The organism is Bradyrhizobium sp. SZCCT0148 (assembly GCF_018129985.1).
In the GTDB taxonomy this organism is placed as follows: Bacteria; Pseudomonadota; Alphaproteobacteria; order Rhizobiales; family Xanthobacteraceae; genus Bradyrhizobium; species Bradyrhizobium japonicum_H.
Map to the genome: position 1 here is coordinate 1,356,598 of NZ_JAFCKT010000001.1, position 17,853 is coordinate 1,374,450.

General features: G+C 63.3%; 24 protein-coding genes. 9 read left to right on the plus strand and 15 right to left on the minus strand.

Annotated elements, in window-relative coordinates; translation table 11 throughout:
- Positions 1-6: 6 nt before the first annotated feature.
- A complete protein-coding gene (locus JQ580_RS06575; RefSeq protein WP_212278848.1) occupies positions 7-531 on the plus strand; it encodes a hypothetical protein in 525 nt (174 codons plus the stop codon).
- A gap of 244 nt (positions 532-775) precedes the next feature.
- Here the strand turns inward: JQ580_RS06575 and JQ580_RS06580 are convergent, their stop codons facing one another.
- The gene (locus JQ580_RS06580; RefSeq protein ID WP_212278849.1) at positions 776-961 is read right to left on the minus strand and encodes a hypothetical protein; all 186 of its coding nucleotides are present in this window, start codon (positions 959-961) and stop codon (positions 776-778) included.
- A gap of 322 nt (positions 962-1,283) precedes the next feature.
- Between JQ580_RS06580 and JQ580_RS06585 the strand changes: the two genes are divergently transcribed.
- Together JQ580_RS06585 and JQ580_RS06590 are read left to right on the plus strand one after the other, a co-directional pair.
- Positions 1,284-1,493 (plus strand): cold-shock protein, encoded by a 210-nt coding sequence (locus tag JQ580_RS06585; protein WP_212278850.1) that lies wholly within the window; start codon positions 1,284-1,286, stop codon positions 1,491-1,493.
- A gap of 184 nt (positions 1,494-1,677) precedes the next feature.
- Entirely contained in the window at positions 1,678-1,884 is a 207-nt protein-coding gene (locus JQ580_RS06590; protein ID WP_094896792.1) for a hypothetical protein, read from the plus strand.
- Positions 1,885-2,011: 127 nt separating this feature from the next.
- Here JQ580_RS06590 and JQ580_RS06595 read toward each other — a convergent pair whose 3' ends face one another.
- Positions 2,012-2,716, minus strand: coding sequence for a hypothetical protein (locus JQ580_RS06595; RefSeq protein WP_212278851.1), 705 nt, complete (start codon positions 2,714-2,716; stop codon positions 2,012-2,014).
- A 253-nt stretch (positions 2,717-2,969) separates the two neighbouring features.
- Positions 2,970-3,119: a hypothetical protein gene (locus JQ580_RS06600; RefSeq protein ID WP_007609497.1), complete on the minus strand. Its 150-nt coding sequence runs from the start codon at positions 3,117-3,119 to the stop codon at positions 2,970-2,972.
- A gap of 94 nt (positions 3,120-3,213) precedes the next feature.
- Between JQ580_RS06600 and JQ580_RS06605 the strand changes: the two genes are divergently transcribed.
- Positions 3,214-3,672, plus strand: a complete 459-nt coding sequence (locus JQ580_RS06605) for a hypothetical protein (protein WP_212278852.1) — start codon at positions 3,214-3,216, stop codon at positions 3,670-3,672.
- Positions 3,673-3,720: 48 nt separating this feature from the next.
- Here the strand turns inward: JQ580_RS06605 and JQ580_RS06610 are convergent, their stop codons facing one another.
- From JQ580_RS06610 to JQ580_RS06625, 4 genes are all read right to left on the minus strand, one after another.
- A complete protein-coding gene (locus tag JQ580_RS06610) occupies positions 3,721-4,542 on the minus strand; it encodes a tetratricopeptide repeat protein (RefSeq protein ID WP_212278853.1) in 822 nt (273 codons plus the stop codon).
- Positions 4,543-4,574: 32 nt separating this feature from the next.
- On the minus strand, positions 4,575-5,258 hold the full coding sequence (locus tag JQ580_RS06615; protein ID WP_212278854.1) for a substrate-binding domain-containing protein: 684 nt from the start codon (positions 5,256-5,258) through the stop codon (positions 4,575-4,577).
- An 18-nt stretch (positions 5,259-5,276) separates the two neighbouring features.
- Complete coding sequence (locus tag JQ580_RS06620) at positions 5,277-5,978, minus strand: GrlR family regulatory protein (RefSeq protein WP_212278855.1); 702 nt, start codon at positions 5,976-5,978, stop codon at positions 5,277-5,279.
- Positions 5,979-6,172: 194 nt separating this feature from the next.
- Positions 6,173-7,207 (minus strand): glutamine synthetase beta-grasp domain-containing protein, encoded by a 1,035-nt coding sequence (locus JQ580_RS06625; RefSeq protein WP_212278856.1) that lies wholly within the window; start codon positions 7,205-7,207, stop codon positions 6,173-6,175.
- A gap of 537 nt (positions 7,208-7,744) precedes the next feature.
- On the opposite strand from JQ580_RS06625, the gene JQ580_RS06630 reads away from it, so the two are divergent.
- Complete coding sequence (locus JQ580_RS06630; RefSeq protein ID WP_094974450.1) at positions 7,745-7,948, plus strand: DUF2735 domain-containing protein; 204 nt, start codon at positions 7,745-7,747, stop codon at positions 7,946-7,948.
- A 111-nt stretch (positions 7,949-8,059) separates the two neighbouring features.
- On the opposite strand, the gene JQ580_RS06635 is transcribed toward JQ580_RS06630, so the two are convergent.
- On the minus strand, positions 8,060-8,386 hold the full coding sequence (locus JQ580_RS06635; RefSeq protein ID WP_212278857.1) for an MliC family protein: 327 nt from the start codon (positions 8,384-8,386) through the stop codon (positions 8,060-8,062).
- 65 nt (positions 8,387-8,451) lie between these two features.
- Here JQ580_RS06635 and JQ580_RS06640 point away from each other — a divergent pair, with 65 nt between their 5' ends.
- Positions 8,452-9,195 (plus strand): tyrosine-protein phosphatase, encoded by a 744-nt coding sequence (locus JQ580_RS06640; protein ID WP_212278858.1) that lies wholly within the window; start codon positions 8,452-8,454, stop codon positions 9,193-9,195.
- A 12-nt stretch (positions 9,196-9,207) separates the two neighbouring features.
- On the opposite strand, the gene JQ580_RS33730 is transcribed toward JQ580_RS06640, so the two are convergent.
- The gene (locus JQ580_RS33730) at positions 9,208-9,558 is read right to left on the minus strand and encodes a hypothetical protein (RefSeq protein WP_249133944.1); all 351 of its coding nucleotides are present in this window, start codon (positions 9,556-9,558) and stop codon (positions 9,208-9,210) included.
- A gap of 482 nt (positions 9,559-10,040) precedes the next feature.
- On the opposite strand from JQ580_RS33730, the gene JQ580_RS06650 reads away from it, so the two are divergent.
- The 3 genes from JQ580_RS06650 (at position 10,041) to JQ580_RS06660 (ending at position 11,905) form a co-directional block, all read left to right on the plus strand.
- Positions 10,041-10,721, plus strand: coding sequence for an SDR family oxidoreductase (locus tag JQ580_RS06650; protein WP_212278859.1), 681 nt, complete (start codon positions 10,041-10,043; stop codon positions 10,719-10,721).
- 97 nt (positions 10,722-10,818) lie between these two features.
- Complete coding sequence (locus JQ580_RS06655) at positions 10,819-11,505, plus strand: DUF2161 domain-containing phosphodiesterase (protein WP_212278860.1); 687 nt, start codon at positions 10,819-10,821, stop codon at positions 11,503-11,505.
- 94 nt (positions 11,506-11,599) lie between these two features.
- Positions 11,600-11,905: a hypothetical protein gene (locus JQ580_RS06660; protein ID WP_084802762.1), complete on the plus strand. Its 306-nt coding sequence runs from the start codon at positions 11,600-11,602 to the stop codon at positions 11,903-11,905.
- A gap of 76 nt (positions 11,906-11,981) precedes the next feature.
- Here JQ580_RS06660 and JQ580_RS06665 read toward each other — a convergent pair whose 3' ends face one another.
- From JQ580_RS06665 to JQ580_RS06690, 6 genes are all read right to left on the minus strand, one after another.
- Complete coding sequence (locus JQ580_RS06665) at positions 11,982-12,587, minus strand: GNAT family N-acetyltransferase (RefSeq protein ID WP_212278861.1); 606 nt, start codon at positions 12,585-12,587, stop codon at positions 11,982-11,984.
- Between the two features lie 153 nt (positions 12,588-12,740).
- Positions 12,741-13,139 (minus strand): PaaI family thioesterase, encoded by a 399-nt coding sequence (locus JQ580_RS06670; RefSeq protein ID WP_212278862.1) that lies wholly within the window; start codon positions 13,137-13,139, stop codon positions 12,741-12,743.
- Between the two features lie 195 nt (positions 13,140-13,334).
- Entirely contained in the window at positions 13,335-14,537 is a 1,203-nt protein-coding gene (kynU, locus tag JQ580_RS06675; protein WP_212278863.1) for a kynureninase, read from the minus strand.
- Between the two features lie 30 nt (positions 14,538-14,567).
- Positions 14,568-15,407, minus strand: coding sequence for a tryptophan 2,3-dioxygenase (gene kynA / locus JQ580_RS06680; RefSeq protein ID WP_212278864.1), 840 nt, complete (start codon positions 15,405-15,407; stop codon positions 14,568-14,570).
- Between the two features lie 36 nt (positions 15,408-15,443).
- A complete protein-coding gene (locus JQ580_RS06685; RefSeq protein ID WP_212278865.1) occupies positions 15,444-16,253 on the minus strand; it encodes an alpha/beta hydrolase in 810 nt (269 codons plus the stop codon).
- A 287-nt stretch (positions 16,254-16,540) separates the two neighbouring features.
- The gene (locus JQ580_RS06690; RefSeq protein WP_212278866.1) at positions 16,541-17,818 is read right to left on the minus strand and encodes an ArgE/DapE family deacylase; all 1,278 of its coding nucleotides are present in this window, start codon (positions 17,816-17,818) and stop codon (positions 16,541-16,543) included.
- Positions 17,819-17,853 lie beyond the last annotated feature (35 nt).

Sequence of the window (17,853 nt, forward strand, 5' to 3'; positions counted from 1 at the left end):
GTTCAGGTGCCGCTGGACCAGGCGCTGCTATTGGTGCGTTCGACCCTGTTGACGCTCAACGATGCCAACCATTCCGGCAACTACACCGTGCTGCGAGACCTTGCCTCGCAGGAGTTTCAGGCCAGAAATACGTCCGCGGATCTCGCGCTCGTCTTTTCCGACATGCGAAGGAGTAATCTGAGCCTGTTCAGCGTCATGCTGCTGTCACCTCAGCTGTCCAGCGCCCCCGAGATCGACGCCGAAGGACGTCTGCGGGTTGCGGGCTATGTTCCTACGAGCCCGCAGCAGGTGAAATTCGAAGTTGCGTATGAAGCCTCTTCTCGCCAGTGGAAGCTGTTGAGCCTCAATATCTCGACCGCGCCTCTCCAAACGGCGGCACCTTCCCAGGAGGCGCCGAAGAGCGAACCCAGAAAGCAGGCGCAGGCTCCAAAGACCCCACCAAAAGCGCCGGCCGCAAAAGGCCCTCCAACCAAATTGGAGGCAGCTCAGAGCCCCGCTCCCCAGCCTCAGGGAGCGTCCAGCCAGGAGTAGAGTTCGGGCCTGAAGGTGCGCCGCAACCGTCGTCGTTCTGCGATCCTCAAAGCGTCGCGCGACATTTGAGGCCAAACAGAAGCTAACAGAACAGGTCGTGACGCCGTGAGGGCCGACGGAAACGGCACAGTCCCCTGGAGGTCGCTTGCCGACATCCGACAGGCGGCGACCAAGGTCAGCCAGCGGTAATGCGCCTACCTGCCGTGATGACAGCCTCGACAGTTGGAGGAAGAAGTCATCATGGTCACTTCGCGTAACCCTGTGATCGCAGCCACGAGATCCGACGCTCTCCGTTCATCCAATCGTCAATTTCAGCCTTGCTCGTGAAGCCCGTGATTTCTCGGGGTTCTGCGCCCGGGTACTCGGCGATGATCGCCCAGTCGCCCTCGGCTTTGCGGATTGGTTTGAAGCTCACTTTTACTTTTGCCATGCCCAACTATGCAGGAAAGTGAGCGAAAAGGGAACCTCTCCAAACACTCAAGGTCACTCCCACCATCACTCATCGGTTCGTGCGGCTTTCAACCACGGAACCGATGCACCGATCATGAAAGAACGGCCGTCGGCTTCTTCTTGAAGTTTCGCGGCGGCTGCTGTAAAGTGTTCGTTATCGATACTGGCCGAACAACTGTTCCGCTTTCGCCTCATATCCTGACGGCGCGCACGTTTCAGACATTCTCCAACATCGACTAACCGGAACGTTGGCCGCAAGTCCGCGCGCCAGCATTGCTGCGCGCATTCGAAAGGAAGACCTGATGAATACAGGTACAGTGAAGTGGTTTAACAGCCAAAAGGGCTTCGGCTTTATCCAACCGGCAAACGGCAGCACCGACGTTTTCGTTCATATCAGCGCGGTCGAACGCGCTGGCATGGACACCCTCAACGAGGGGCAGACGCTGTCTTACGACGTCGTGGCAGACCGCCGCACGGGCAAGTCCGCTGCCGATAATCTTCGTGCTGCTTAATTAAGAGCACGACAGACCTGTCGCTCTCGCCACGGATGTACTGGCAGAGCTTGTGGTCCTGCCCCGCTCCTGAGTCGTCAGGGCGGGGTTTTTGCTTCACCCCGAGCAAGGGCGGGGGCCGGCAGAATGTGTTACGTCACGCCCGCGCTTGACGTCACAGCAGCTGCAAACATCGAGGTAACACATGTCGTATGCCTATAAGCTGAATGAAGACGTGCGCCACCAGCCCCAAGGTCCGCAAGGACGTGCCACCACCGAACCGCCCATGATCTATACCATCATCCAACACATGCCGATCGAGTCCGACGGACGCGTGAGATACCGCATCAGGGCCAAGTCCGAAAAGATCGAGCGAGTCGTTACGGAAGATCAGCTTTCGTATTTTCAATAATCTTCCGACCGAGACCGGCAGCCGAGCCACGCGGCGAGAACCTCATGACGACGTCTCCCTGCGCGCAGAATGCCGGCGCTCGTCTCGGCTGAAAACGACAAGATTGCCGGGCGCGCAAGCGCGGGCTCTAGGCCCTTCTCATCAGCCTGAGCGAAGCCGCCAACCGCAGGCTACGCTTGCCGGCGAGCGCGATGCCTTCGAGCTCGCCGCTGTCTTGGTTGCAGGTGCCGGAGAAGCCGATCCCGACCTCGTAGCCACCGAATACGGGATTCTCGCCCTTCGCTGGCGTGTGCTCCTGGTTGAGCATCTCGCCCTTCCAGCGGCCGTCCGCCGAGGAATAGGAGCCGAGATAGTAGAAGAACGCATCCCCGCCGAGGATGCGGCCGTCGATCAGCAGCATCACGCCGGAGAGCCCGGCCTCGACGCCGTCGAGCGCGCGCAGGCTCATGCCGTAGAATCCGTTGGCGATGCCGCCCTGCCCGATCGTGCCGCGGGGCGGCAGCGCCCCGTCATCGAGCCGCGTGAGATTGGCCCAGAAGTTGGCACCCGGCATGGTGTCCGCACCGCCTTGTAGACGGATCTCGTTGCCAACCAGCCGGCCGCGCGCCGCGATCGAGGCCACGTCCGCCCCCATCAGCGGCTTGTAGTTTGGATCGTGGTTGTGCCGCTCGGTGATGACCTCGGCGATGATCTCGCCATCGCGCTCGACATAGGTGCCGAGATGAGCAAAGCCCGAATTGCCGCCCAGCATCTTTCCGTCATGCAGGCACATGATGCTGCGGCCTGCCGCATCGTTGACGCCGTATTCTACCTTGTAGAGTCCATCCAGCAACGTAACCAGCCCACAACATCGGAAAGGAACGCAGGCTACCTAGCATTGCCGCCGCAGCTCGGCCACCCGGCTTTTCCGCGCAGGGGCCTTGCAGGACAGCGGCCGCCCGATGCCACATCTTCCTGTTTTGCCCGACGGGTCAAAGCAGATTTTGCAAAATTCGAGGCTCGCAATTCCGCTGCGATTTCAAGGACTCCCTACTGTGCATGGGGTTGTTTTCGCGTTTTTTGGTTTGGCGGATCTCTATCGCGCATCAATGCCGCTTGAAATACTGCACCTCGCGCTCGTGCTTCTCGGCAGCCGCACGGCTCTTGAAGGTCCCGAGGTTACGACGCTTGCCTGTCTTCGGATTCACCTTGCGTGAATAGAGGCGGTATTCGCCCGACGCCAGTTTGCGGATCATGACCGCACCTCCTGCTTGACATGGTCTCAACCGCCCGTGCTGGAGCTGGTTCCTGCCTCGAACCATCAGGCGGGAGCGCCCGACAAAGAGGCGAATGAGTAAGACCGAGCCATCAGCCGAAGCGCAGATCGCAGCGTTTGTCGCCAGCGCGTCGAAGCAGCCGCTGCTCGATGCCGCCTTCGAACTCTGGCGCTGTCGCTTCCGGCTGGATTCGATCGAGGGACGCCCGACCGCCGACGAGGTCCGCATCAATCGCGCCCTCAACCCGCAGCAGTTGGCGGTGAAATACCGCTACGACCGTGACCACGCCCATGAAGGGCCGATGTTCGGTTATGTGAAGCGCGCCCATCCCGATGCCGATGACGAGGCGATCCGGCGAGCCATCATCACAGCGGTCAAATTCGAGGCCGCGACTGAAGCTCATTTCAAATGGGACGGCGATTTCTGGGAATGCGTCGTTCGCGCCGTGGCGCAGGCCGCAGCAGAGTATCCCGATTTCCTCGAGACGACCTATCGCGACGCCCGCAACAATCTCGCCTATTACATGAAGTGAGCTGCCGGGGCGGACGCCAGGCTCATCTCTCGCAAAGGGAGCATTGCGCTAGAAGCACAGCGTGGTGACGAGCTTGCCCTGCTTGTCCTTGATCGCATAGGGACAGCGCAGCCGCTCCAGCGCAGCCTTGGCGTCTGCGTCGCCGAGCGCGGCGGCGCGTTCGTAATAGGCTTTCGCGGCGTCCTTGTCCTTTGGCCCGCCGCGGCCTTCCTGCGCGAAGGCCCCCATCCGCTCCAGCGCGCCGGGATGGTTTTGCGCCGCCGCCTTCTCGAACAGCGCACGCGCCGCGACGTCGTCCTTCGCACCGCCCGAACCTTCGGACAGCATCAGGCCGAGCTGGTATTGCGCCTCCGCATTGGTCTCGGCGGCCTTGCCGAGCAGCGCGCGCGCCTGTACCGGATCGGCCGGCCCGGCGCCACCCGCACCGCCGAGCGCGGCGAGGTTGCTGACGCCGCGGGGGTTGCCTGCTTGCGCCGCCTTCTCGAACAGCTTGCGCGCCTGGGCCTCGTCCTTGGCGATGCCGGAGCCGGTGCCATAGGCAACGCCGAGCTCGACCATCGCCGCGCTCGATCCCTTGTCGGCCGCCTTGCGCCAGGCGGCGATCGCCTCCGCCGTTTGCCGGTTGGCGGCGTAGGCGCGGCCAAGCGCGAACATCGCGCGGCGCGACGATGCTGCGGCCTGCTTGCAGAACCTGATCGCGGTGGCGACGTCGGAGGATGCGATCTCCGCCACGCCCCTCACGTCAGCCGGCTTGTCGGGATCGCTGGGATCGGCCGCGACCCGGTCGCACAACACGAGATCGGCCGATTGCGCGCGCGCCGCCAGGGGCGCGGCAAGCACCAGGACAATGGCAAGGAAACAACTCCGCATGCTCATCACGTTGCGTCCCCGCTCCGGCAAATTCAAGGCTCGAGTCCTGATTGACGCAGGACCGGCACGACCTCGGGCGAGGCCAGATAGCGCAGCAGCCAGTCCGCGGCGTCGGCATTTGTCGCAGCCGCGATGCGGCCGGCGGAGAACACCGCCGGGGTCTGCAGCTCGTGCGGAATCGGGCCGACCACCTCGATGCCGCCGACCTGCTTCAGCTCGCTGATCTGCTGCACGGCGAGGTCGGCCTCGCCGCTGACGAGACGCTCTGCCGTAAAACCCTGCTCGACGACGGTGGCCTTGGCGTTGATCTCGGCGGCAATCCCCATCCGCGCGATCAGCTGGGCGAAGTAGACGCCGCTGGCGCCCAGCCGCGAATAGGCAACGGATCGCGCTGCGAGCAGCGTCCCGCGCAGCGCCGCTTCGCTTCCGATATCGGGATGCGCCTGCCCTGCCCGCACTGCAATGCCGACATAGGAGCGCGCCAGATCGACCGTGCTATCGGCGGGTACGCGGCCCTCCGCGATCATGTCGTCCAGCCCCTCGCGCGTGAGGATCACGAGATCGGCGGCCTCGCCCGCACGCAACCGCTTCAGCAAGGCGAGGGTCGGCGCAAACTCGGCGTCGATACGGACTCCGGTTGTGGCTTCGTACGCGGACGACAGGCTGCGCATCGCCCCCATCAGGCCGAGCGTCGAGAGCATACGAAGGTTTTCCATGAGCTATTCCCGTCGCGATCAGGCGCGATGCATCAGCTTGAGCGCGGCGGTCAGGCGCAGGCTGCGCTTGCCGGCAAGCGCGGTCGCGTCCAGGACCGCCTGCTCTGAATCGTACGTACCGGAGAATCCGATGCCGACCTCGTGGCCGCCGAAGATCGGATCGTCCTTGGCCGGCGTATGCTCCTGGTTGAGGATCTGCCCCTTCCAGCGGCCGTTTGCGGCCGTGTAGCTGCCGAGATAGTAGAACGCGGCATCGCCGCCGAGGATGCGGCCCCGGTTGAGCAGCATCACGCCGGTGAGGCCGCCGTCGAGACCGTCGAGCATCCGCAGATGGATGGAGTAGAGGCCGTCGGCGATTCCGGCTTCGCCAACGCCACCAGCGATCGGCGCCTCGGTTTCCGTGATGGGCGTCATGACCGACTGGAAGGGAATGCCGGGCAGCTCCTTCAGCTCGCCCTTGAAGCGATAGAGGTCGCCATCGGCCCAACCCTTGGCGAGCAAGGTGGCATCGTCGGTGCCTGCCATGGCGCGGTAGTTCGGATCGGGGTTGTGGCGGACGGTGTTGATCACGACGTCGACGCCGCTGTCGGTCTTCTCGTAAGTGCCGATATGGGCAAAGGCCGAGTTGCCGCCGAGCATCTTGCCATGGCCGGCATGCATCACGCTGCGGCCGACGGTGTCGCCGAGCTGAAATCGAACCTTGTAGAAGCCTTCAAACACCAGCCGTGTCCCCGGCCCTTGCGCACAGCGCACTCTATCCCGCTTTCCGGCGCGAAGGACAAATATCGCTGGGGCAAGGCAAGAATGACCACAGGAGCGGCTGCCATCCAAATACAAAAATCCGCCGGAGCCTCGCAGCTCCGACGGATTGTAAGCCAACCCGGGCCAGCCCCCCAGCCCGGGCCGGGAGGATCTTAGGCCGCGGCCTTCTTGTCGGCCGGCACGGACGCGATCGTCTTCAGGATCTGCGAAGCGATCTGGTATGGGTCGCCCTGCGAGTTCGGACGGCGGTCTTCCAGATAGCCCTTGTAGCCGTTGTTGACGAAGGAGTGCGGCACGCGGATCGAGGCGCCGCGGTCGGCCACGCCGTAACTGAACTTGTTCCACGGCGCGGTCTCGTGCTTGCCGGTCAGACGCTTGTCATTGTCCGGGCCGTAGACGGCGATGTGATCCATCAGGTTCTTGTCGAAGGCGGCCATCAGCGCTTCGAAATACTCCTTGCCGCCGACGGTGCGCATGTACTCGGTCGAGAAGTTGGCGTGCATGCCCGAGCCGTTCCAGTCGGTGTCGCCGAGCGGCTTGCAGTGGAATTCGATGTCGATGCCGTACTTTTCGGTAAGGCGCAGCATCAGGTAGCGGGCCATCCACATTTCGTCAGCGGCCTTCTTGGAGCCCTTGCCGAAGATCTGGAATTCCCACTGGCCCTTCGCGACTTCCGCATTGATGCCTTCATGGTTGATGCCGGCGGCCAGGCAGAGGTCGAGATGCTCCTCGACGATCTTGCGGGCGACGTCGCCCACGTTGGAGTAGCCGACGCCGGTGTAGTACGGGCCCTGCGGCGCCGGATAACCGGAGGCCGGGAAGCCGAGCGGACGGCCGTCCTTGTAGAAGAAGTACTCCTGCTCGAAGCCGAACCAGGCGCCGGGGTCGTCGAGAATGGTGGCGCGCTTGTTGGAGGGGTGCGGAGTCTTGCCGTCGGGCATCATGACTTCGCACATCACGAGCACGCCGTTGGTGCGCGCGGCGTCCGGGAAGACGGCGACCGGCTTCAGCACGCAATCGGAGCTGTGGCCTTCGGCCTGCTGGGTGGAGGAGCCATCGAAGCCCCAGAGCGGAAGCTGCTCGAGCGTCGGAAACGACGCGAATTCCTTGATCTGAGTTTTGCCGCGCAGGTTCGGAGTCGGCGTATATCCGTCGAGCCAAATGTACTCGAGCTTATACTTGGTCATTGAGCCTCTCTGTAGATGATGCGAAAGGTTGGGGGCCTGGCGGTCCCCGAACGTCTTGTACCCGGCCATCATCGGCCAGCCGTTTACAAGCATTTTACGTGCCAAAAAGCCGCAGTCGGACGGTTCGCCTTCGTGATCGGCGGTCTCCCGTCCCGAGCCAACTAGCTCGAGCACGATGCGTCATAGCCGCGCACCTTCGCGTGAAGCTGCAGCGCAAAAATCTCTGGAAATCGCCCGATTCTAAAGCAAACCAGGCTGTTCTGAAATGTGCCGATGAAACGCGCATCAACGCCCGGCAATTTTTGCAAAGTCCTGAGCACCGCCCAGCAACCTTCGGAACAGCTCAGACGTTAGTCACGGCCAAGCTGCCTTGCAGGATGCAGAGCTCCATCTGCTCACAAATTGGGCGGCAACTGATTTCCTTTTCAGCACTTTCCAATTCGGGAGGGGCGGACGATATGGGGAGTCCGGTAACCACAATCGAACGAGTCGGGCGCACCATGGGAGGCTATGGCGCTTCGACCAAGGAGAATCTCAATGATGAACAATGGTCTGAGTCAGGGATCGGCGACGATCTATCAGTTTCCGGTCGGGGGCCGCGCTGCTCTCGCCCGAGGCCGCTATGGCGAGACCCGCCTTGCCGCCGATCATGCTTCGCTTCCTGCGAACGTCTCGATCTGCAGCGACAGCTGGTACCATCAGGACGCGGTCGACGAGGCCAAGCCGAAATGGGATCGCTGATGCCTATGGCTGGTTTAAGAACGCCGCGCCCTCGCAGGTGCCCAGCGGCAGCTTGAAAAGGGGTCGAAACAACGATGTTTCGGCCCTTTTTGATTCCCGCTGTCCGCGCAGTCAGATCCCGGACCTTTCGACCACCGCACAGGCCGTGACCGGTCGCCTCAGATGTTTCACCGTCGTGGGGCCGGTCTTTGGAATCTTCAGAGTCACCCCCGCCCCCGAATAGCGAGCGCCTGAAACCGACAGCCGCTTTGCGAGCGTGACCGGCTCACCATCGATCTGAAGGAACGCGCGCTTGTCCTCGTCGTAAAATCCAGCGATGAACTGCGTACCATCGGTGCAGCGATAGGTCCGGAACGTCTGCGCTTCAGTCGGCGGCGCCCCGGTCAATCCAGCCGCCAGCATGGTGATCCCCGAAAGAATGGCCTTGTGCCGGCCCATGATCGCCCCCTGTAATAGCCTTCAAGGACGCCCCCTCGTGCGTCCAATGGAACTATAACCATATCATGTCAGAATCCCCTGCCCGTCACCTTGCCCTGCAGGGCGCCAGCAATTTTCGCGATCTCGGCGGCTACCCCACCACCGACGGCCGCACCACGCGCTGGCGGCACATCTTCCGCTCCAACCATCTCGGCCTGCTCACCGCGGATGATATCGAGATCATCCGCGCGCTGGGGGTGCGCAGCGCTTTCGATTTCCGTGGGGTTGAGGAGCGCGCGGCCGGCGTCTGCGCTGTCAGCGAGATCACGGTGCATTCGCTGCCGATCGAGCCGAGTGTCGTGGCTGCGCTGCGGGCCGAACTCGCGAGGGGCGCGCTGACTGCACCGGTTGCGCTGGAGCTCATGCGCGAATCCTATCGCAACTACGTTCGCCACCACACCAACAGCTTTCGCAGCCTGTTCGGCCATCTGCTGGAAGATCGCGCGCCGCTGGTGATCCATTGCACGGCCGGCAAGGACCGCACCGGCTTTGCCAGTGCGCTGATCCTGCATGCGCTCGGCGTACCCGATGACATCATTGCCGAGGACTACCTGCTCACCAACCGTCATTACCGGCGCGATGCAACGGCCGCCACCGACCTGCCGGAAGACGTACGCAATGCCATCGGCAGCGTCGAGGCCTCCTATCTTGCTGCGGCTTTCGAGGCCATCGGCCAGGACTATGGCGATCTCGAAACCTATCTGCGCGACGGACTCACGATCGGCGCGGCGGAGCGGACCGCGCTGAAAGAGCGCTATCTGCAGGCGTAATCCGCGGCGGCCTCAAGCCATCGGCTCGACGGACTTGATGATGGCGTTCTTGAGCGCCAGGGACACCTGCTGGGTGCTCCAATCGTTCTGATGCAGCTTGTCGGGATCGCTCGCATCTATCAATTGCTCGAGCGAGACGCCGTTTTGCACGTGCCAATGCCGCATCAGCGCCCAGCGCTGGAACAGATTGACCTCCACTTCATTTGCAACATCGCGGATTAGCCGGACCATCCGGTCAGAGAGCTCGGCGCGGTCGTCCCAGAGCATCTTCGGCACATACTGAGGATCGATCACCAAAACCTCGAAGCCGCGGGCGCGCAGTTGCGCCAAGCCCTTCCTGATGTCCCCGGCAACAACATCCACGTCGTACTTTCGTTGTGAAAGACAGCGTTGGTTCCAACCTGCCAGATGACCAGTGCCGGATCATCACGAAAGATATCGGTCTCGAAGCGCCCGAGTTCTTCAGTGGCCTCTTCTCGCCCCTGCCGCGGTTCAGCACATCGATCCGGATGTGCGGTCGCTGGACAACGTCCTTGAAGTACTGCCGTAGATACATCTCCAGCCGATAGGGATACGGGACAACATCGCCTCGTCCAGCTGTTGACGACGAGCCCATGGCCAGGAAGCGCACCGGCCCCTTTCCGCCCAACGCCTGCCGGAGCCGCATCAGTGGATATTTCAGATCGACGATCGCAGCGGGAAACTCGATGGTCGGAAGATTGTCGGACATGAATCAACCTCTTCAACGATCTCAAGTTGCATTTATAGCCCGGCCTTGAAGACGCCGCCATTGCAGGTCCAATTCGGCCCGCGCAATGTCGACGCGCCTAACGAGGGAGAGCGATGTGCAGGGAAAAGTCATTGTCGTGACAGGCGCGCTTGGTGCGCTCGGCAAGGTGGTCGCGGAGATCGCGCAATCGCGCGGCGCGCGCATTGCCAGCATCGATCACGCGCCTTCACAGAACTCCGCGACGCCTGAAAGCATCGAGATCGGCGGCGTCGATCTCTCCGACGCGGCGCAGGCAAAGACGGCGGTCGAGACGGCGGCAAAGCATTTCGGCCGGGTCGACGCACTCGTCAACATCGCCGGCGGCTTCGCCTTCGAGACCATCGGTGACGGCGACATCAGGACCTGGCAGCGCATGTACGCGCTGAACGTCCTGACCGCGCTCAACACCTCGCGCGCGGCGCTGCCGCATCTGGCCGCATCGAGCGCCGGCCGCATCGTCAATATCGGCACCATGGGCGCTCTTCAGGCCGGCTCCGGCATGGGTGCCTATGCTGCGTCGAAGGCAGGCGTACATCGCCTGACCGAAGCGCTTGCAGGCGAGTGGAAGGGCAAGGTCACCGTCAACGCCGTGTTGCCGTCGATCATCGACACCAAGGCCAATCGCGCCGACATGCCGAAGGCAGATTTTTCCAAATGGGTCACGCCGAAGGAACTGGCCGAGGTGATCCTGTTCCTCGCCAGCGATGCCGCAAGCGGCATTACCGGCGCGCTGATTCCGGTCAGCGGGCGGGTGTGATCGCAGTTTGGTCGTCCGTGCCGGGCGCCGGCTCGGATTCAATCGGAGCCGGGAAGGCTCTAGACTGCCCGCAACTGATTCGCTGATCGGATCCCCCTTGGAAACCGCGCTCTATCTTCCCGTCAAACGCTTCCTCGAAGAGCTCGGCTTCACGGTCAAGGGCGAAATCGGCGGCTGCGATCTCGTCGGCCTTAGCGCCGGCGATCCGCCCGTGGTGGTGATCGGTGAGCTCAAGCTCGCCTTCAATCTCGAGCTGATCCTCCAGGCGGTCGACCGTGCGCCGGCCGGCGACGAGGTCTGGATCGCGGCAAAGATGTCGATCCGGGGCAAGGGGCGCGAGAGCGACGCGCGCTATCGCAATCTCTGCCGCCGCCTCGGCTTCGGAATGCTCGGCGTCACCGACCGCGGCCAGGTCGAGGTGCTGGTGAAGCCTCCGACCGCAGCGCCACGCCGCGAGCCGAAGGTGCGCTCGCGCCTCGTCGCCGAACATCAGCGCCGCCAGGGCGATCCCGTGCTCGGCGGCAGCACCCGCGCGCCGATCATGACGGCCTATCGGCAACAGGCTCTGGCCTGCGCCTCGGCGCTCGCCGACGGGCCGCGGCCCGTGCGCGAGTTGCGCGTACGCTGCCCTGACGCGGGCAAGATCTTGCTTAACAATGTGTATGGCTGGTTCGAACGGGCCGACCGGGGAATCTACGGGCTCACCGAGGCCGGGCATGCCGCCCTGAAGCGCTGGCCGCAACAACGGATTGAGGTCGAGACCGGTGTCGCGTCACCGCCCTGACACCCGAGCGGTGCATAGCTGAGATGCCGCACCAATTTCATATTGCAATGCAACATTACCGGCACTAGGTATCCCGGCATCAAACGAGGCCGTTATGAGCGCAGACTGGAATACCAAATATGGCACGCGGCGCGTCCGCCATGATCCGCCGACCCTGGACGAGGCGATCTTCGCCGCCGTCGGCATCACCGACGATCAGGGACAGCAGGCCGAGATCGCCGCAGCCTTGATGGGGATGCCGCTCGATGTCGTGCAGGCCGAGGTGAAGAAGCAGGCGCGTACCAACAGCCGCATTACTGCGACGCGCGTGATCGCCGGCGAACAGGGCGCACAGCGCTCCGTCGTGGTCGAACGCCGCGTCGTCCGCCGTTTCGGCAACGACAAGCGCACCGGCACCTGAGCGCTTCATTTTTGCTTGTTTCAATGAAAAGCGGACCGGTTAGCCGGTCCGCTTTTTTGATTCAGCCCCGTTGATGTCAGGCCGCGCGATTGCCGTACATACTGGAGATCAGCTTCCAGCAGGTCGTATTGAAGCTGAGAAGAGCACGTCCCGCCTTGAACGGTGCTGCTGCGAGATCCGCAAGCTCGTCCTGGGGCGTCTTCGCAAGATCAATCGTGCCGGTGGACTCGCCATGGCGGAAAGCGAGATGCGCGCCGAATTTCCGGGCGAGCGCGCGCATGGCGTGATTCTCCGCGCCTGTGGTGATGCGCAGGGTCTTGTAGCCCTTCCAGCGCGCTTCGGCGATTAGGCGACTGAACAGCACGGTGCCGACGTTCTGGCGGCGCGCGGAGGCCTCTACACTGAAGGCGACTTCGGGGAGCGAGTCGCCTTCAGGCGGGTGCAGTTCGGCCGCGCCGCGGACCACGCCGTCGACGATATAGGCGACGATCACCGTGCCGTCCTCGGCGCAGCGGGCGGCATAACGCTCGATGAAAGAATCGTCGAGAAAGCCGTTGAAACGGTCGTGCCGGCTTTCGGCATCGAGCCTCAGCAGATGATCACGCAACAGCGGCAATTCTTCGTGCTGGATCAGCGTCCGCACATAGCCCGGAGTGGTCCGGACAGCGTCTTCGAGTACCACGTCAAAACTCCTCTTGGTGTCCCTCGAGGAGGCGTTCGAATCCCTAGGCCTCCTTATATTGTGCATCGCACCATCTTTTGCAAGACGAGGACTTGCCCAAGTTGAAGGCACGGGAAACGACTAATTCGTTAATAGAATCAAAGACCCGTAATCTTACAGGATCAGCTGGGTCTGGGTGACGACGGCAACCAGCTTGCCATCCTCCGTTTCCAGCCGGGTGGTCCAGACCTGGGTCCGCCGGCCACGATGGACCGGGGTCGCGGTGGCAATGACCTTGATTCCCTCCTTGGCCCCGCCGATGAAATTGGTCTTGCTCTCCAGCGTGGTCGTGCCCTTGGCGTCCTCGGGCAGGTTGATCACGGTCGCCGCCGCCCCGACGGAATCGGCCAGCGCCATCACCGCCCCACCATGGATGGTGTGGTGGAGCGTACAGAGATCAGGCCGGACCATCATGCGCGCCACCACGCGGTCCTTCCCGGCCTCGATGAACTCGACGCCTTTGAGCTCGGCGAACGGCATCTTCATCGCTTTAAGCTTCTCGAGCGGCGTCATCAAAAGTCCTCCCAATTGATTGTTGCGCCAGCGTGAATTGCTTCGTGCGGCAAAGCAATGACGTCAGAGGTAATGGTCGGGCTCACGGGCGCACGGCGATGACTCTCGTGTCCCGGACGCGCTTCAACGCCCAGCGTTGCAGCGCAGAGCCGCCGCAAGGCGGAGCGAGGCGCCGCGTCGGGGGCACGGCTTCGTTCACGTCACCGCATTCACCACCTGAAATTCCGGCCGTCGCCACACCTCCCCTGAAATCACCTCGTCGATGATCTCTGCCGCTCGGACGATCTCGCTCTCGCCAATGTACAGCGGCGTGATCCCGAACCTCATGATGTCAGGGGCGCGGAAATCGCCGATAACGCCGCGGGCGATCAAGGCCTGCATCGCAGCGTAACCGCCGTCGAAAGCGAAGGAGACCTGCGAGCCGCGACGGTCATGCGCACGCGGGGTGACCAGCCGCAAGGACGGGCAGCGGCGTTCGACTTCGGCTATCAGCAAGTCGCCGAGCGCCAGGGAACGCGCACGGACCTCCGCCATATCGACGCGGTCCCAGATATCGAGCGAAGCCTCCAGCGCCGCCATCGCCAGCACCGGCGGCGTGCCGACGCGCATGCGTTCGACGCCACCTGCGGCCGCATAGCCCAGCTCGAACGCAAACGGCTTTGCATGTCCCATCCACCCCGACAGCGCGGCGCGTGCGCTGTCGGCGTGGCGCGGCGCGACGTAGAGGAAAGCCGGCGCGCCGGGGCCCGCATTGAGATATTTGTAGGTGCAGCCCGCCGCGAAATCCGCGCCGCAGCCGGCCAGATCGACCGGCAGCGCGCCGGCGGAGTGCGCGAGATCCCAGACCGTCACGATGCCGAGCGCATGCGCCTTTGCCGTGAGCTTCGCCATGTCGTGGCGGCGGCCGGTGCGGTAGTCGATCTCGGTGACGTAAAGCACTGCGACCTCCTCCGACAGGGCGGCCTCGATCTCCTCCGGCGCCACCAGGCGCAATTGATGGCCGCCCCCGAGCGTCGCAATCAGGCCTTCGGCCATGTAGAGATCGGTCGGGAAGTTGCCGGTGTCCGACAAGACGATCTTGCGGGACACGTTCATGTCGAGCGCGGCGGCGAGCGCCTGATAGACCTTGAGCGACAGCGTGTCTCCAACCATCACCGAGCCTGCCTCGGCGCCGATCAGCCGCGCGATGCGGTCGCCGACATGGCGTGGCTGGGCATACCATCCTGCACTGTTCCAGGCGCGGATCAGCTCGTTGCCCCACTCCGTCGTGATGACGCGGTTGACGCGCTCGGCAACGCCGAACGGCAACGCGCCGAGCGAGTTGCCGTCGAGATAGATCACGCCATCAGGCAGATGGAACAGAGCTTTGGTGTCGTCATAGACGCGATATCTGGTCATGGATATTCTCTTGGATATTCTTGGGAGCTTTTACAGAATTGTTCGCACGCGCCAGAGTTCGGGAAACAGCTCCACCTCCAGCATGCGCTTGAGATAGCTGACGCCGCCGGTGCCGCCGGTCCCGCGCTTGAAGCCGATGACGCGCTCGACCGTCGTCACGTGATTGAAGCGCCAGCGGCGGAAATAGTCCTCGAAGTCGACCAGCTTCTCGGCGAGTTCGTAGAGCATCCAGTAAGCTTCCGGCGCCTCGTAGACGATCCGCCAGGCCTGCAGCACGCCCTCGTTGAAGCCATGGGTCTCGCGAACATCGCGCGCCAGCACCGCGGCCGGCATTTTCAGCCCGTTGCGGTCGGCCAGCCTGAGCACCTCGTCGTAGAGGCTCGGCGTCGCCAGTTCCGCCTCGAGCAGCTTCGTCGTCTCCGCATCGTGCGCGTGCGGCTTCAGCATGGCGTGGTTGCGGTTGCCGAGCAGGAATTCGATCAGCCGGTACTGGCGCGACTGGAAACCGGAGGACTGTCCAAGCTGCGAACGGAAACGCGTGTACTCGCTCGGCGTCATCGTGCGCAGCACGTCCCAGGCGTTGTTGAGCTGCTCGAAGATCCGCGACATCCGTGCCAGCATCTTCATCGCAGGCTGCACCTCATCTTTTGAGATGGCGCGGCGTGCGGCACTGAGCTCGTGGATGGCGAGCCGCATCCAAAGCTCCGTGGTCTGATGCTGGATGATGAACAGCATCTCGTCATGCGCTTCCGACAGCGGGTGCTGCGCGCCCAGGATCGAATCCAGAGCAAGATAGTCGCCGTAGGACATGCGCCTTGCGAAATCGGTCTCGGCGCCTTCGCTGCTGGGATCGTAATCGCTGGACGACATGGGCAGGCCCTTTCGATCGATCTTCCCCGGCTTTGCTCAGTCGAGGCCGATCAGGCGCGCGGTGATCGGCGACGACGGATCCTTCAGCCCGTCGATCACGGTGAAATGGTTCAGGCCGGGGTCGACGACGAGGCGCGTCGGCACGTCGAAGCCGGTCCAGATATTGGCCATCAGGTCGGACTGCCGGATGAATTCCGGCCGCTCGCTGCCGCCGACCCAGGCGGTGACAGGTGAATGCCCGCGCGGCAGATGCAACGCCGCGCTTTCGAGCGTCGCCTCCTCGATGGTCAGACCGAGCGTCTCGTTCATCTTCGTCTTCAGCAGCGGACGCAAATCGTGCAGGCCGCTGATCGAGAGGGTGCCGGCGACGCGGTTGTAGACGGCGGGCTCCAGCCGACTGTCGTCACACAGCATGCGCGTGACGAGGTGGCCGCCGGCCGAATGTCCGGCGAGCCGGATCGGCCCGGAGACCAGCGAGGCCGCCTTGCCGATCGCCGCGGCGATCTCGGTGGTGATGTCGGAGATGCGGGCGGCCGGCGTCAGCGTATAGCTCGGCAGCGCCACGCTCCAGCCGTGGCGGCGCGCGCCTTCGGCCAGATCGGTCCAAGTCGACTTGTCGAAGCGCATCCAATAGCCGCCGTGGACGAAGACGACGAGCCCGTTGCTGTCGCCATCGGGCAGGATCAGGTCGAGCTTCTGGCGCTCGCCTGCGCCGTAGGCAATATCGGGTCGAAAATACTTCAGCCCGGCACGATAAGCTTCGGCCCGCTCCGCCCATTGTGCCGGCATTTTATCCGACCCCGGGATATGGGCCGAGTTGGCGTAGGCATCATCCCAATCGCGCATCGCAACTCCCAAGTCTCGACCAGCGAACTAGGTGCCAGTCTGCCATCGGCAAGCTCCGCCTCCTAGTCTTTATTTTAAGCTTAAAGGATCTGGATCGGCCTGAGTGGTGTCCAGCGAAGCGGCAAGAAACTTCCCTGCCCCTTAGCCAGTGTTGGGACAGATGGCGCGAGACGCCGCAGGGCGGGCAAAGCGTAGCATGCCCACCCTTCGCACGAAATCGAGGAAGGCGGTGGGCACGGCGCAACTGCGCCTTTGCCCACCCTACGAGAGTTGTGCCTGAGGCGACGCTACGCCTTTTCCACTCCGCACCATTCCGCGATGAACAGCGCCATCGCCCTGGTCGTCTTCTTCAACGACTCCAGCTCGACGAACTCGTTGAAGCCGTGCATCTCGCCGCCGCTGGCGCCGAAGCACAGGCTGGGGATGCCCTCATTGAGGCCGTAGAAGCGGGTGTCGGTGAGCGCGGTGAAGACAAGGTCCTCCGGCATGCCGCCATAGACCTTGCCGAACGCTTTGGCGAACGCGGCCTCCGGCGCAGCGGCATCGGTCAATTCGTAGCCTTCCGACAGGAAGCCCGACCACTCGATCTCAGGCGGATTGTTGGCGAGGAAGCGGTGGTTGCGCGCTGCAGCCGCGACGCAGGCCGCAATCTCCTTCTGGTGATCGGCAATCGACCAGCCCGGCAAGACCGCGATCCGGCAATCGACGTCGCACCAGGCCGGCACGCTGGAGGCCCAGTCGCCTCCCTTGATGATGCCGGGGTTGAAGTTGATCGGATGGTTGAGCGTCTTGAAATGTTTGTCAGCTTTGGCGCGCTCGTTCCACTCGATCTCGAGCTTCTGCAGCGCCTGGATCAGATGGTAGGCGGCCATGATCGCGTTCGCGCCGGAGCCGGCGAAGGCGACATGGGTCGGGTGCCCCTTCACACGCAGCCGAAACCAGATCACACCGACCTGCGAGCGCACCATCTTGCCCCCGGTCGGCTCCGGAATGAAGCAGGCGTCCGCGCGATAGCCGCGCTGCAGCGTCGACAGCGCGCCGACGCCGGTGCTCTCCTCCTCGATCACGGACTGGAAGTGGATCCGCGCCGTCGGCTTGAAGCCCGCGGCCTTGATCGCATCCAGAGCATAGAGCGCGCCGATGGTGCCCGACTTCATGTCGCAGGCACCGCGGCCGAACATCTTGCCGTCCTTGACGACGGGAGAGAATGGCGGCGTGTCCCATAATTCTAGGGGACCGGCGGGCACGACGTCACAGTGGCCCTGCAGGATCAGCGATTTGCCGGCGTTCGTTTGCGGGCGGTAGGTACCCACCACCGAACGCGCCTTGGAGAAGTCATGTTCGATCGGACCGAAGCCGCGCAGATCCTTGAGGTCCTCGACATCGATGTGCCAGTCGTCGACCTCGTAGCCGCGTTCGCGCAGGAGGTCGCCGATCATGTCCTGGCACGGCCCCTCCGCCCCGCGGGTCGAGGGGATCGCGACGAAATCGCGGGTAGTGGCAAGCTGGGCCTCGAAGCCGGCATCGACGGCGTCGAGAATCCTCTGCTGCGTTTCGGCATTCATCAGGCAACTCCAGGCAGTTCATTGGTCCCAAGGAG

Coding starts and splice junctions, on each gene's coding strand:
- JQ580_RS06580 (WP_212278849.1), bottom strand. CDS start 961: ATGGCAAAAGTAAAAGTGAGCTTCAAACCAATCCGCAAAGCCGAGGGC.
- JQ580_RS06585 (WP_212278850.1), top strand. CDS start 1,284: ATGAATACAGGTACAGTGAAGTGGTTTAACAGCCAAAAGGGCTTCGGC.
- JQ580_RS06590 (WP_094896792.1), top strand. CDS start 1,678: ATGTCGTATGCCTATAAGCTGAATGAAGACGTGCGCCACCAGCCCCAA.
- JQ580_RS06600 (WP_007609497.1), bottom strand. CDS start 3,119: ATGATCCGCAAACTGGCGTCGGGCGAATACCGCCTCTATTCACGCAAG.
- JQ580_RS06605 (WP_212278852.1), top strand. CDS start 3,214: ATGAGTAAGACCGAGCCATCAGCCGAAGCGCAGATCGCAGCGTTTGTC.
- JQ580_RS06610 (WP_212278853.1), bottom strand. CDS start 4,542: ATGCGGAGTTGTTTCCTTGCCATTGTCCTGGTGCTTGCCGCGCCCCTG.
- JQ580_RS06615 (WP_212278854.1), bottom strand. CDS start 5,258: ATGGAAAACCTTCGTATGCTCTCGACGCTCGGCCTGATGGGGGCGATG.
- JQ580_RS06625 (WP_212278856.1), bottom strand. CDS start 7,207: ATGACCAAGTATAAGCTCGAGTACATTTGGCTCGACGGATATACGCCG.
- JQ580_RS06630 (WP_094974450.1), top strand. CDS start 7,745: ATGATGAACAATGGTCTGAGTCAGGGATCGGCGACGATCTATCAGTTT.
- JQ580_RS06635 (WP_212278857.1), bottom strand. CDS start 8,386: ATGGGCCGGCACAAGGCCATTCTTTCGGGGATCACCATGCTGGCGGCT.
- JQ580_RS06640 (WP_212278858.1), top strand. CDS start 8,452: ATGTCAGAATCCCCTGCCCGTCACCTTGCCCTGCAGGGCGCCAGCAAT.
- JQ580_RS06660 (WP_084802762.1), top strand. CDS start 11,600: ATGAGCGCAGACTGGAATACCAAATATGGCACGCGGCGCGTCCGCCAT.
- JQ580_RS06670 (WP_212278862.1), bottom strand. CDS start 13,139: ATGACGCCGCTCGAGAAGCTTAAAGCGATGAAGATGCCGTTCGCCGAG.
- kynU (WP_212278863.1), bottom strand. CDS start 14,537: ATGACCAGATATCGCGTCTATGACGACACCAAAGCTCTGTTCCATCTG.
- kynA (WP_212278864.1), bottom strand. CDS start 15,407: ATGTCGTCCAGCGATTACGATCCCAGCAGCGAAGGCGCCGAGACCGAT.
- JQ580_RS06685 (WP_212278865.1), bottom strand. CDS start 16,253: ATGCGCGATTGGGATGATGCCTACGCCAACTCGGCCCATATCCCGGGG.
- JQ580_RS06690 (WP_212278866.1), bottom strand. CDS start 17,818: ATGAATGCCGAAACGCAGCAGAGGATTCTCGACGCCGTCGATGCCGGC.